11 protein-coding genes are annotated in these 14,084 nt (G+C 44.3%); 8 read left to right on the top strand and 3 right to left on the bottom strand.

All coding sequences use genetic code 11. The features are described 5' to 3' along the window. Positions 1 to 774, top strand: a 774-nt coding sequence (locus VIN08_RS19155) for an alanine:cation symporter family protein (protein WP_331968316.1), incomplete at its 5' end; no start/stop codon positions are given. Here VIN08_RS19155 and VIN08_RS19150 read toward each other — a convergent pair. Together VIN08_RS19150 and VIN08_RS19145 are read right to left on the bottom strand one after the other, a co-directional pair. Further along, positions 746 to 1,591: an HAD family hydrolase gene (locus VIN08_RS19150; protein ID WP_331968313.1), complete on the bottom strand. Its 846-nt coding sequence runs from the start codon at positions 1,589 to 1,591 to the stop codon at positions 746 to 748. The genes VIN08_RS19155 and VIN08_RS19150 overlap by 29 nt on opposite strands. Before the next feature lie 67 nt (positions 1,592 to 1,658). After that, positions 1,659 to 4,967, bottom strand: coding sequence for a PKD domain-containing protein (locus tag VIN08_RS19145; RefSeq protein WP_331968310.1), 3,309 nt, complete (start codon positions 4,965 to 4,967; stop codon positions 1,659 to 1,661). A gap of 653 nt (positions 4,968 to 5,620) precedes the next feature. Between VIN08_RS19145 and VIN08_RS19140 the strand changes: the two genes are divergently transcribed. The 7 genes from VIN08_RS19140 (at position 5,621) to VIN08_RS19110 (ending at position 11,765) form a co-directional block, all read left to right on the top strand. Next, entirely contained in the window at positions 5,621 to 6,403 is a 783-nt protein-coding gene (locus VIN08_RS19140; RefSeq protein WP_331968307.1) for a hypothetical protein, read from the top strand. 164 nt (positions 6,404 to 6,567) lie between these two features. Then, positions 6,568 to 6,966 carry a VOC family protein gene (locus tag VIN08_RS19135; protein ID WP_331968304.1) on the top strand — a complete coding sequence of 133 codons (399 nt, stop codon included), beginning with the start codon at positions 6,568 to 6,570 and terminating at the stop codon, positions 6,964 to 6,966. 27 nt (positions 6,967 to 6,993) lie between these two features. Further along, entirely contained in the window at positions 6,994 to 7,506 is a 513-nt protein-coding gene (locus tag VIN08_RS19130) for a L,D-transpeptidase family protein (RefSeq protein ID WP_331968301.1), read from the top strand. 220 nt (positions 7,507 to 7,726) lie between these two features. Next, on the top strand, positions 7,727 to 9,193 hold the full coding sequence (locus VIN08_RS19125) for a potassium/proton antiporter (protein WP_331968298.1): 1,467 nt from the start codon (positions 7,727 to 7,729) through the stop codon (positions 9,191 to 9,193). A 130-nt stretch (positions 9,194 to 9,323) separates the two neighbouring features. Then, on the top strand, positions 9,324 to 9,692 hold the full coding sequence (locus tag VIN08_RS19120; RefSeq protein WP_331968295.1) for a hypothetical protein: 369 nt from the start codon (positions 9,324 to 9,326) through the stop codon (positions 9,690 to 9,692). Between the two features lie 228 nt (positions 9,693 to 9,920). Further along, complete coding sequence (locus VIN08_RS19115) at positions 9,921 to 10,757, top strand: alpha/beta hydrolase (RefSeq protein ID WP_331968292.1); 837 nt, start codon at positions 9,921 to 9,923, stop codon at positions 10,755 to 10,757. Positions 10,758 to 10,976: 219 nt separating this feature from the next. Then, the gene (locus tag VIN08_RS19110) at positions 10,977 to 11,765 is read left to right on the top strand and encodes a murein L,D-transpeptidase catalytic domain family protein (protein WP_331968289.1); all 789 of its coding nucleotides are present in this window, start codon (positions 10,977 to 10,979) and stop codon (positions 11,763 to 11,765) included. Between the two features lie 11 nt (positions 11,766 to 11,776). Here VIN08_RS19110 and VIN08_RS19105 read toward each other — a convergent pair whose 3' ends face one another. Next, complete coding sequence (locus tag VIN08_RS19105; RefSeq protein WP_331968287.1) at positions 11,777 to 13,585, bottom strand: L,D-transpeptidase family protein; 1,809 nt, start codon at positions 13,583 to 13,585, stop codon at positions 11,777 to 11,779. Positions 13,586 to 14,084 lie beyond the last annotated feature (499 nt).

Below are 14,084 nucleotides of genomic sequence, written 5' to 3'. Positions count from 1 at the left end.
ATTACTGTACTGGTATCCGTTGTGATCATCGGTGGTATAAAACGTATTGGTAACTGGGCAGGACGTCTGGTGCCGGTAATGATCGTGCTTCACTTTATCTCGGTAGCAATAATTCTCGTGGCGTATGCTGATCAACTTCCGTATTATATAGGACTTGTATTTACTGATGCCTTCTCTGCCTCCAATTATCATGGCGATCCTTTTCTGGGCGGTGTATTAGGCGGTATTATTATGCTGGGTGTACGCAGGGCTACATTCTCCAATGAGGCTGGTATAGGTACAGCACCGATGGCAATGGGTGCTTCTATCAGTACAGAACCAGTGCGCGAAGGATTGATCTCGATGCTCAGTCCGGTGATTGATACGCTACTTTCGTGTTCGCTTACAGCATTTGCAATCCTGGTTACAGGTGTATGGAAAACAGAAGGTGTTTCCGGTATAACGCTTACTTCACTTGCGTATCGTTCGGCTATGCCTTACGGAGAGTATATATTATTGCTATGCACTTTTGTGTTTGCTATCAGCGCGCTGTTCTCCTATAGTTACTATGGCCGCAAGGCGCTTTCTTACCTGATTGGCGAAGAGCGAAGCCAGTGGTACGATTACTTTTATCTTTCGATGATTGTAGTAGGTGCTATTGTATCGATGGATCTTGTATTGAACCTGATCGATATAGCATTTGCGCTTATGGCTATACCTACTATGCTTTCAGGATTTATACTGGCACCGAAAGTAAAAGAAGAAGCTAAACGTTATTTCGCAAAGATGCGATAACGTGCTGCTCCAGCATTTGCGCCACACCATCCTCTGTATTTTTAGCCGTAGTATAACGGGCAACAGCCTTTACTTCATCGCGGGCGTTTGCTACGGCTACACCATAGCCTGCATGCTGTAGCATCTCGATGTCGTTATAGTTATCGCCAAAAGCCATAGCCTGGGCTATATCTAATGTATAGTATACTTTCAATACATCGATCAGCGCCGATGCTTTTGAAATAGCGCGAGGTGCTATTTCGATATAGGTTGATTTGGATCGGTATACATGAATGGATGCCGCTTGTGTAGCGTTCAGTGTTGCTTCAAGTATATTTAGCTGTTGCTCTTCGCCCATACACATTACCTTGTGTGCTCCGGCTGACATACTCTCCCATTTCTCCAATACCGAAGTAAAATCCGTAATGACTGGCTGTACTTTTGTAACCTTTGCTTCGCGTGCCGTCCATTGGTCTTCCTGTTGCGCATACCAGTTGTCTTCGTGGTACAGACTTACATGTATACTCTTGCCTTCCACGGCTTTCAAAATATACTCGCAAACCGAAACGGGTATAGTAACGGAATCCAGCACCTCCGGAATTTCATGTCCTGGCCTATAGCGAATAACATAGCCACCGTTAAAACATATAAGCGGATGATCGAGAATACCCAGTTCGCGCTGCAAGTGACGCATAGCGCTTGGCATACGTGACGATGCCAGTATAACCGGAATCTCTTCCCTGATCAATTGAATAGCCTGGATCGTGCGTGGTGAAAGTTCTCTCCGGCTGTCGAGTAAAGTACCGTCAATGTCCGTGCAAACAGCTCGTATGTTCATGTCGCGATGTCGTATTGAATGTGCAAGATAAGCAGTGTTAACAAAGTACTACCGTTAAATCTATAGACTAATTTCCTTTAATTACCTGCACCCAGCTTTTGCAGGTTGCATGGTTCTGCACAGCTACTTCAAAGAAATATACTCCCGAAGCAAGCCCTTCCGCAGCCCAGTTATTTTTGTAATCAGCCGCTTCATATACTTTCTCTCCCCAGCGATTATATACTACCAGCGATGTGCCAAAACCATAATCGGCCGGTGTTTTTCCTTTTACTTTACCGTATTGAATGAAGAGTGTCTGATTCAGGTTATCGCCATTACCGGGCGTTATAACATTGGGAATTTTCAACGTATATACCGGAATGGGTTGAACACTCTCCGTTACGCATACGCTGTTGCCAGCCGAACGCACAGCCACCAGTTTTACATTATAGGTGCCATCATTCTCAAACTCATGATCAACTTCCGGTTCATCAGAGGTTGTACCATCGGCAAAGTCAAAATAGATACGGTCAGTATCTTTTAAACTATCCGTAAGACTGCGCACGTGAATGATGGGTAACGTAAAACAATTTTCTTCGCGCGCCATTTCAAACTGCGGTGCTATAACAGGAATCACATTAAGCTGCACCGTATCATAATGAACACAACCACTCACTTCCGTTATTTTGATATAGTATACCGTTGTATCTGCAGGCTTCACCACTGGTGTAGGCGAATTCGAGTGAAACGATCCGTCTTCACTACTCCACGCATATAGAGCACCGCCACTGGCTTTCAAGGTATAGGAGTTTCCGCTGCAAAGATCATCATCATCTTGTATCTCGGCTTCGGCATTAAAGACATCCACAATAGTAGAAACAGAATCTTTCACCTTGCATGTACCGGGATCGATCGCCTTCAGCCATACGGTATAGCGGCCAATGTTTTTATAGTAATGCACAATAAACGTTGTGTCCGGTTTGGTGAGTCCGGTACCATCACCAAAGTTCCACTCAAATGTCTCTCCGCCTGTACTAAAATTTTGAAACACGATGGGATCGGGTAAACATATTTTGTTTAGTCCGGCCATATTAAACCAGATGGAGTTAGTCTGTAACCGCGCGCGCAAGGAAGAAAGATCAAACTTGAAAGCTGCATTATTACAATTCAGACTTCGATTGGTTCGCGACCATGCTCCCGTTGTAGTAGGAAAATCAGAATACGGACCATCGCCATCGGTATTACATCCTGAACATACGGCATGATATACTATACCATTTTTATCGAACCGGCTGGTGCCACCATCTACGTGTGTGAGCGAGCGATTGCCCCCGAGAAATGTTCCGTATAAAAATTCAGTACCATCATCGGTTAACACAATAAAGTAAAAATCATTACCACTGGTGTGTGTCTGCAATGCATTGCTTGTAACCTTCATGCCGGCGGTACTACTGCCGGGCCAAAATCCCCAGTTCAATTCTCCTCCCCAACCGGCCATATATAGATTGTTACATTCATTTACCAGGAAGGCCGTGGGCGATATATCCGGTATACCTCTGCCCGATCCGAACACGGTAGAGAATTGAAGATGCTTCAACGTCTTGTCAAATTTCTGCACGAACTGTCCGCTGTTGGCATTGCGGTATACATTAGCGGGTGTAATGGGAAAATTACCTTCGGTCTGTCCGTAAATATATACTTCACCTGCTTCGTTCAGGTCTATAAAATATACCTGGTCGTATTTTACCGTACCGGTATACGTGGAGTAGTATATCGTATCGCCAGCGTTACCGATCTTCGCCAGCCAACCGTCCACATCCCCTGCCAGTGTTGAACGATAGGTTTGTGCCGTCATCGGGAAATTACTGCTCGTAGTACCTCCGGCAATATATATATCGTTGTTGGCATCGAACTTCAGGGTATAGGAAGCATCCACACCTTTACCGCCCAGGAATATGGCATACTGCATCTGGTGCAGGTCGGCATCCATCCTGAAAAGTACAGCATCGGTTGAGTCACCACCATACGTGCTATATTTACCCGGTGTTACGGGAAAGTCGGCCGATGTAGTTACCGAGCTTACATATATATTTCCCTGCGCATCAGCAATTACATCGCCCCGCAGCTGATCGCCATAATTGCGCGTAAGCTTGCCGCTGCCATAGTTCAGTCCGTCATTTTTCGTTCCGCCTGCAAATGTAGAGGCCAGTAATTTAGTACCATCTTTACTGATGCGCGAAAGCACTATATCCGATCCTTCATCATAAACCACCACATGTATTACCGGCCAGCCACCTTTAAACGTTCTGCTATAGGCATTCGCAGTGGTGGGATAGTCGGCCGAGCTGGTGGTTCCCAATACGATCAGTTCTTCATTGGCATTCATCACCAGGCTGTGTGGTGATTCTGATAACGAGCCTCCCAGGTAAGAAGCATATAGCAGCTTACTTCCGGCTGAATCATACTTTAATATACCTATATCATATATACCTCCGTACGAAGTTTGAAACGCACCAGCGGTAGCAGGAAACTGACCGCTGTATCTTCTGTTTACAAACTGATTGGTTACACCGGCCGAATATAGCGTACCATGCTCACCGGGGGTTGCTGTGCTGCCCCAGTTATCGGCCAGCGAACCGGAATACGTAGAGAAGATTAACAGTGGATCGATGGTTAGTTCATAACACGGATCATAGCCGGAGGGAAATTCAAAGGAGAGGTTATTTCCGTTCAGCACGTAAATACATTCTATCAATACCTTTTTACCATTGATAAATTGCCAGGCAACGGGTTTCTTCTCTATAATATCGCCCAGCGGTGTAGCTACACGTATATCGCCATCGCTTGTTGAAACAGTAGTGGCTCCGTTGTATACTACCCGTATCAGCGAAGGATTGGCATTCGGTGCAATCACAAAATCGTACTTCACATGATTGCCGGAAGAATATACTTTCATATCTATACCCGCATAGAATGACGGATACAGCACACCATCGAAGGCATATGCTTGGGATGCCCAGTGGCAACTATCGCTTCCTAAAAAATAATTATAGTATTCAGACGAGCGCCCAAAGGGCATGGGTATACTTTGCTGGTTGGCACCGGTAAAATTTACCTGCACCATGTGCCCGTCAATCATATAGTCGGTAAGGTCAGATTCCTGCACGTTGGCCGGATAGTGTGAACGCTCGTGAAGCTGCTGCAGCTTCTGTTCGTCCAGAAAATAATAGACAAACCGTCCCGGCTCCAGCACCATATTTACTCCCGAGGTGCGCGCAGCAAACTGAACAGGATATGCCCACTGATTTTTATTCTCAATAAATTTTACGGATGGACCGGGCTCTGCAGCCATCGCTACCTGGATGGAAAAAAATAACCAGGCGATACAAGTTCTCATGATATCGGGGTTAAAAAAATACCTGGCTCTGGGCTACGAATGTACCAGTTAATCAGGAAAAGGTCAAAGCCTTGTTCAAGGTTCTTCCTTCCTTGTTCAAGGTTCTTAGTTCTTTGTTTAAGGTTGAGTGGGTACGGGGATTGGGTTTGAAGAAGAGCGCATGTGTGAAAAGACTCTGAACCTTGAACAAACTTGAAACTTTGGACATGAAACTTCAACGCCCCTGAACTCCGAACCACTTGGACCTTAAACTATTTGAACCTTAAACCACTCGAACCTTGAACAAAGACATCGCACCAATTTTTAAGGGAACTTTAAGCAATAAAACGAATCAAAAAGACGTCTTCGCTGTTGTGAGCTGAGAACCTCCCCCGGGTATATACTGCAATCGTTTACTATAGGGGTAACTCTGCGTGTAACCCACTGGTTGTTAATTTTTAAAGTACATTTTGGTGTGTATATATAAAATGATCGCTAACATTGCGCCTTCAAATCCGTAAAAGGATTTTCATAAGGCTTATAATTAAAAAAATATCGCTTATGAGTTAACACTACACCAGTTTATTAAAGAACCTCCCCAAGTATCAGGACACCCCCATTGCCTGGTAAGTATATAAATCAAAACTTTTACTTATTCTTCCAACTTTCTACCTGTGAAAAAAATCATTGGCGCTCTCCTTGCCATAACGTGGGCTACTTGTGCCCTGGGACAAAACAAGATTGGTAACTTTTATGTGACATGGGGCTATCACCGGGATTCTTATACCCGCAGTACCATTCATTTCAAAGACAACAAAACGGACGACTACAACTTTACGTTGGAAAAGGCGCGTGCAAAGGACAAACCTGATCTGCACGATTTCTTTCATACACCACTCACAGTGCCACAGTATATTTTCAACTTTGGCTACTTCTTCGCTAACAAACCTCAATGGGGAATTGAAGTGAGTTGGGATCACCTCAAGTATGTTGTTGTCGATAACCAGGTAATGCATTTAAAAGGTGAAATACACGGTCAGTACTTCGATCAGGATACATTGGTTACGCCAAGCTTCGTTCACTTCGAACATACCAATGGCAATAATTACCTGATGATTAGTGCTGTGCGTAGATTTAACCTGGAGAAAAATACATACTTCGCCAAGCACGTAAGTCTGTTGGTAAAAGCCGGTGCAGGTGGACTCATACCGAAGACTGATTCATACATTATGGGTAAACACAATGACGGTCCTTTCCGCCTGAGTGGTTTTGTGATCGGCACCAGCGTAGCAGTTCGCTACGATTTTCTGCGTTATCTATACTTGGAAGGAAGTATCAAGGGAGCTTTCGCAGATTATACCGATGCCAAACTATATGAAGAAGGTCGTGCGCGTCACTCATTCTTTTCTGCGCAGTATATATGGTCGGCCGGTGTTAACATTCCGTTCCATCAATAGCACAGAGTATATTTCGGTTTACGCTTACTATTCATAATCGATAATGCCGTTCGCAACGAACGGCATTATTTTTTTAAGCCAGTTTGATTTTTTATCGGCAGCAAGCCTGGCAAACTATTAACTTGTGCCTGCAAAACACGTTAAGACTATAATTATTCTCCATCATGAAACAGACCATCGCCCAACTGACTCTGGTAGTAAACGATTATGATGAAGCCATTGAGTTCTATACAGGCAAGCTGAATTTTACCTTGGTAGAAGACACCAGACTCAGTGACACCAAGCGATGGGTTGTTGTAGCCCCTCCGGGATATATTGCCGGCAATTGTGCTTTGCTATTAGCACAAGCTTCTAACGATGAACAAAAGCAAGCCGTGGGCAACCAGACTGGCGGACGTGTATTTCTCTTTTTACATACAGACGATTTTTGGCGCGACTATAAATCCATGCAAGACAAGGGAGTTACGTTTGTGCGTGGGCCGGTAACAGAAGCATGGGGCACAGTGGCTATATTTCAGGATCTGTATGGTAACCTGTGGGACTTTATAGAACCCAAGCGATAATTTTCCTACTGATATATACTTCCCTATATGAAGAAACTGCTCCTCCTGTTATTGGTATTACTCCCGGCTGCTGCCGCTATATATTACTACCTGCCGGAAGAAAAATTAGCACCAGGCATTGTGATCGATAAACTGGTGGTGAATAAAAAGCAGCGCACCATGCAGGCTTTCTCCGAGGGGCGTGTTGTAAAAGTATATCACATTGCTATAGGCAAAGCTTCAGGCGATAAACTGGAAGAAGGAGATCAGCGCACTCCGGAAGGTACATATCGTATAGCAGATAAAAATCCCAACAGCGGTTATCATAAAAACCTCGGCATCTCTTATCCCAATAAAAAAGATATACAAGAAGCGAAGCAACGCGGTGTAAAGCCCGGTGGCAACATCAAGATACACGGACTAAAAAATGGTCAGGGCTATATCGGTAAATTTCATCGCCTCCGAAACTGGACCAACGGATGCATTGCCCTGACCGATGAAGAAGTAGACGAACTCTACAACCACGTTCGCATCGGAGCCATCATCACCATCCGCCCCTGATATGCACTACACATTATATTTTCATCGGAGAGTATATTTTCATTAATCTCCCGTACAACACGCACTACAAAGCAATCCTCCAATCCTTTAATCTTACAATCTTCTAATTTTCCAATCTTACAATCTTCCGATTTCCTCAATCTTATAATCAAACGAGGCCCGTTCTTCGCGCTGTTTTCTTAATTTTACCATTCACCGTAATTTGAAAGCAGCAGGCAGCATGATTTTATCGTCCGAGAATATTTTATTACTGGGTTCTATTCTTCTATTCGTCAGCATCATTACCAGCAAGACGTCATTCCGGTTTGGTATACCGGCACTGATCCTCTTTCTGATTGTAGGTATGGTTGCCGGATCGGATGGACTCGGTGGTATTTATTTTAACGATCCGAAAATTGCCGAGTTTCTCGGTGTAGTAGCACTTACCTTCATCTTATTCTCCGGAGGTCTTGATACAAAATGGGATAGCGTACAACCTGTATTGAAAAGTGGTATAGCACTATCAACATTAGGTGTGTTGATAACGGCTACCGTTGTCGGGCTCTTCTCTTCCTATTTCTTAGGCTTCTCCTTAAAGGAAGGATTACTTCTCGGTGCTATCGTGTCTTCTACCGATGCAGCGGCTGTATTCTCCATATTACGCTCGCGCAACATCGGATTAAAAGGGGTAATACGACCTTTGCTTGAATTTGAAAGTGGCAGTAACGATCCGATGGCGTATTTCCTTACCGTAAGCTTTACTCATCTGGTGTTGCATCCGGAAGCAACGTTCGTTTCGCTTATTCCTAAATTCCTGGTGAGCATGCTGCTGGGTACAGTGGGCGGGTATATATTCGGCAAACTTATGATCTTTATTACCAACAAGATCAAGCTAGATATTGAAGGGCTATACCCGGTATTGATACTCTCACTGGTATTCTTCACATTTTCCTTTACCAACTTCATTGGCGGAAACGGGTTTCTGGCAGTATATATAGCGGCTATTATTTTAGGGAACAGTAATTTTATACATAAGAAAAGCCTGATGAAATTTTATGACGGGCAGGCCTGGCTTATGCAGATTATCATGTTCATCACGCTGGGGCTACTGGTATATCCAAGCCAGATCGTACCGTTTATCGGCAAAGGATTTTTACTTGCTGCTGTACTGATCTTCCTCGCGCGACCACTGGCTGTATTTATATCACTCGCTAACTCGGATATGCTTCTGCGTAAAAAGTTATTCATATCGTGGGTGGGTCTGCGCGGAGCGGTGCCAATAGTCTTTGCCATGTATCCCTTAATAGAAGGTGCCGAGCATGCACCTATGATCTTTAACCTTGTGTTCTTTATTTCCGTGTCATCTGTACTGGTGCAAGGCACTACTTTACCTATTGTAGCAAAGTGGCTGAAGGTAAGTGTACCGGAAAAGATCAAACGCAAATTTCCGCTAGACATTGAAATCAAAGATGATCTTAAAGCCGAACTGGTAGAGCTCGATATACCGGCCAGCTCTCTGGCTGTTGATAAGGCGGTAGTAGAACTCGATCTTCCGCGCACCGCGCTTATTGTGCTTATACACCGCGATGGTAAATATCTTACCGTGCGCGGAGATACGGTGATCAAGGAAAATGATCACCTGCTCATTATGGCCGATAATAAAGAAGCAGTACAAGATATACATGAACGCTTTGGTATGGCACACTGATCCATACATCAGTATATTTCATAGTATCCACAAACCACTCTCCTATCGCTGAAAAATAATTAGTGGTCGCATTCCTGATATAATCCGTTACGTTTCATCATGTTGCATCGTTATACACAAAACAAAGCGTATGCAGCAGGCAGAAAGGTATATCCCCCGATTTCTTATACCCGGCATCATCAGTACAATGGTATATATAACAGCATGTTCCGATCACAACTCTTCTTCTGAAACAGTAAGTTGCAGTGGCGTATCGATCGTGTATTCAACAGATGTAGCTCCCATTATCAGCTCATCCTGCGCCACCAACTCCAGTTGTCATGGCTCGGGAAGTAAAAATGGTCCCGGAGAGTTACTGACTTACAGTGAGGTATATAGTGCGAGAACATCCATCAGCACATCCGTATCCAGTGGCGATATGCCGAAAGGAAGTTCCCTCACGTCTGATGAAAAGAATACTATTTTGTGCTGGATCACCAATGGCGCATCAAACAATTAGCAGCGTATATCCGTATTCTATACCTGCATGAAAAGATACCAGCCCAAACAGGAACAGAGCTTCCGTGCTTCCACCAAACAAAAGGTATGGAAATTCTGATTCCTGTTCCGGCTGACCTATCCTGCCGGTAGCCACAATTTCTTTTATGGGTGCTACCAATATTCTTTAAGCGGTTTCTCCATAGGCCTGCGATTTTGTTACTTCGGGTATAGCAAACTTTTTCAATCCATGCCCTGCCGTAACATCGCGTTCATCTTTCTGCTCAATATCGTAAGTATAGCAGCCTTTGCCCAGGCCGATGCTTATAAAACAGAAACCAATCTCCCGTATTATTCAGATTCAGTTACCAGTAAAGATTCGTATGCGCGTACACGCTGTATGCTGGATATATACTATCCGAAACGCGAAAAGAATTTTTCAACCGTGGTGTGGTTTCATGGTGGAGGGCTTACGGGTGGAGAAAAATTTATACCCGAGCGACTAAAGAACAATGGTATAGCAATCGTGGCTGTAAACTATCGGTTGGCTCCGCAGGTAAATTCACCGGTATATATACAGGATGCTGCTGCCGCTATAGCGTGGGTATATAAAAACATTGCAAAGTATGGGGGCGATCCTTCGCGTATTTTTATCTCCGGCCATTCTGCTGGCGGATATCTTGCCGCTATGGTGGGACTGGATAAACAATGGCTCAAAGCTCATCGCATCGATGCCAACACATTGGCCGGTATAGCACCGTTCAGTTGCCAGGCTATTACACATTTTACAATCCGCAAAGAATCGAATATACCAGACAAGCAACCAGTGATAGATCAGTACGCTCCGCTCTATCATGTGCGCGCCGATGCCCCTCCGTTATTACTTATTACCGGTGATCGTGAAATGGAAATGCTGGGACGTTATGAAGAAAACGCTTACCTCGCCCGTATGATGAAAGTGGCTGGTCACAAACAAACCACGCTGTATGAGATGGCCGGTTATGGGCACGACATGACAGAGCCAGGCTATCCGTTATTGCTGAACTTTATCCGGCAAATTAACGAGGCCAAACATCAAAAGAAGTAATCCTCAATTCATCGAGCGATAGTAAACTTCGCAGATGCGCGTGTGGAAATTCATGTGCGATCGGGTTATTCTTGCAATCCCCTTTACTTTTTCGTGGAAAAATATCGCAGCGCAATTGACTACAATCAGAACTGACGTACTCTTTGAAAGAAATTTCATTTTTTTAAACTCGCTTGACTGCGTTGATTCGCACTTTCTTTCAACAAACCCCTCTTTGTTATGACATTTCTTATCTATGGGCTGTTTGCCCTTTACTCGGCCTTACCTGCTCTGCCCTCCGATCTCTCATCTGCACATTCTTCTCATCCTATTTCTGTTGCTGCCGATTCTACCGGAGTTGAAAATCTTTCGGCCTTACAATTTGAAGATTCACTGCAACATCTTTATCAGCAAATAGGACTTGAGCGTTATCGTTTATCATACGATGCTTTTCGTTACGCAGTTATCGGATATTATAGTCTCCGCATGCAAGGTAAACTCAACCAGAAAAATATACTTTCAATTATAGACTTTACGAAGCCGAGCCGCGAGAAACGGTTTTATACTATTGACCTCGATAAACTGGCAGTGCAGTTTTATACCTATGTGAGTCATGGAAAAAATACCGGTGAAGATATAGCGAAGAATTTCTCGAATATAGCTCACTCCAACCAAAGCAGTCTCGGGTTTTATATCACGGCAGAAACCTATATAGGCAGCAAAGGCTATAGCCTGAAACTGGATGGCCAGGACAAAGGTTATAACGACAACATGCGCGATCGTGCTGTTGTGATGCACGATGCTGATTATGTAAGTGAATACTGGATTAAACATTATGGCCGCCTGGGCAGAAGCCAGGGATGCCCGGCACTCTCCAAAGAAATTGCGCGCGAGGTAATTGATACCATCAAGAATCGCACGGCCGTCTTTGCATACTTTAATGATGCCGGTTATCTCGCATCATCACATTACCTCAACGTTAACCAGTTGCTGGAAAATGTAAGCGTAATGGCTCGCCACGCACAGTAAGTAATATATACCTATAGCCCTGCTACGGTAGATACCTTGTCAGACGGGAAAAGTTGTTCGAGCTGACGTTTGTCGTGGCCATATATATCTTCGCGAAAATTTACTACGCCAGTATCGTCCACCCATGCTGTGCGATACTCCATATATACCGGGTATCTTTTCCGCAGATGTATCGTAGTGGTGGTACCTGCGTTCATTGCTTTTACGATCGTTTCGCGATTCCAGCCACGCTGGTCGCGCAAAAGATATTCTGCAAAACGTGCAGGTTCATCCAATCGCACGCAACCATGGCTCAAAGCACGATAGCTCTTGGTAAATAAGCGGTGATTGGGCGTGTCGTGCAGGTATATATTCATCGTGTTCGGCATACCAAATTTTACAAGTCCCAGTGAGTTATCCGGACCGGGTTGCTGCACGATACGATATTTATAGGGGTTTACTGTTTCACCTTTCCATGATTCACTGGAAGGATCGATTGTTACTTCATCTTTAAAGAAAGCATAGTTCTTCTTGGCATAATATGCTGAATCTTTCTGCAGTCGCGGAATGATCTCTTCGCGAATAATACTGGTGGGCACTGTCCATGTAGGACTGAATACTATATAGTTCAGCTCATCACTAAACACCGGTGTTGATTTATTCACGGCCCCTACAATCACACGCATATCCAGTGCTTCTTTTCCGTTCTCAAAAGCACGCAAAGTATATTCGGGTATATTTACCGCTATATAGTTACCGGTATATTTATCGTTCGGAATCCAGCGAAGACGTTCCATATTCAATGCCAGTATATTGGCTTTTTCGTGGAATGACTGTGCCAGAAATTTCAACGTCTTCTCTCCTATAATTCCATCCGGCTCCAGGCCATGGCGTAACTGAAAGAGTTTTATAGCCGATACCAGATCTGCATCATATACCAATGAATCCAGTTGACCGGTAGCAGAATCTACCGGCATGCTATATACTTTCAAATCGGTAAGCGAAAGCTTTCTGCGCACATACGGAATCACAGCATGACGATCTGCGGGTTTTATCTTGTTATTAATTGCCAGGCTCATCGGTAACTCAGCCGCTTCCGATTTTTCCATTGTGCGATAACTCTCCAGTGCCTTTTGCAATTTCGCATACTGCTCAGAAGCCGGTTGAAGGGCTGCCAACGCTGTAGCCAGTTGTTCGGGTTTATCTACACCGGCCAGTAAGGCTATATCAGCTGTCTTCTCCTCCTGTGCATCGCGAATCCAGATTGAGCCACCGCCTGCTATATTTCTGATACGACCAGTTTGCACATGCGTAGTGAAAAGGAAAAATACCTCCGTGAGTTGCACATCAAGGTCAACTACTTCTGCGGCAATAGCAGGCTGTGTCTTATATACTTCCTGCAGTTTCTCTTCGATCCGCTCGATCGAATAATCAGCAGGTGTCAACCCAACAAGATCTGCGTGTGCCAGAATAGATTTCAGCTCATCAAAGAAATATCCTGCGCCTTTTTCGCCCAGCCAGCGCGTTGTATAGCCGTTGCGCGCGTAATACTCCATTACTTTTTTCTCTACGCGGGCGTTTAGCACTGCGTCCTTTTTCCAGGGAGCAGGCACACCAGAGTGAATAGGATGCACTAAAGTATCAAATGCAATATAGTTACCGGCCCGGCCCAACTCTGTTCCTGCCAGCGAATCAACGGATGCGGTACGGGTCGCAGGTATTTCCGAGTGCTTCTTAGCCGTATCGACCGGTGTAATATTTCTGCTACACGAAAAGAATACCAGTAAAATCGGTATCCATAACAAATAATTGTAAAGCCTTCCTAAAACACGTTTCATCATAGTGGTTCTTCCTTTTCCAGATTTAGAAAAAACAATTCCAACCTTTCACAGCTTACAGAAGGCCATTTCTACCAGGGTATGTGGATTAAGCGCTTCCAGTCGTCCACAATAAACTTCTGTAAAGTGTTGCCCTGCAGCAATTCCTTCGAGGCTCCGGTATAGTAATGCAACCTTGAGGCCAGAACATGACCTGTTTTGGTAATTGAATAACCAGGGATGTATGATTTGTGCGGGGAAGAAATAAATTCCTTGGATTTCCAGTCTTTCAGAGGAGAGATGCTCCTGAAAAGGCGCTGCAGAAAGCGCCAGTAAACCGATGTATCACTGAATTTTCAGCTCCGTTTATAGTTTCTATACTTCACTATATTTCAAAACAACAAAACCTGTTGCAGGTTCCGGCAAATGATGCAGGTGTATATATACTTTCACATCTTGGTATAAAAAGATATTTCCGGCACAAAAAGTTTCCTATATCCACTCTTTTTACTTCCCGGTATAT

The sequence above is a fragment of the Ohtaekwangia sp. genome, from assembly GCF_036568665.1.
In the GTDB taxonomy this organism is placed as follows: domain Bacteria; phylum Bacteroidota; class Bacteroidia; order Cytophagales; family Cyclobacteriaceae; genus Ohtaekwangia.
The sequence above is the reverse complement of the archived record's forward strand: the minus strand, read 5'-3'. Positions and strand labels throughout refer to the sequence as shown.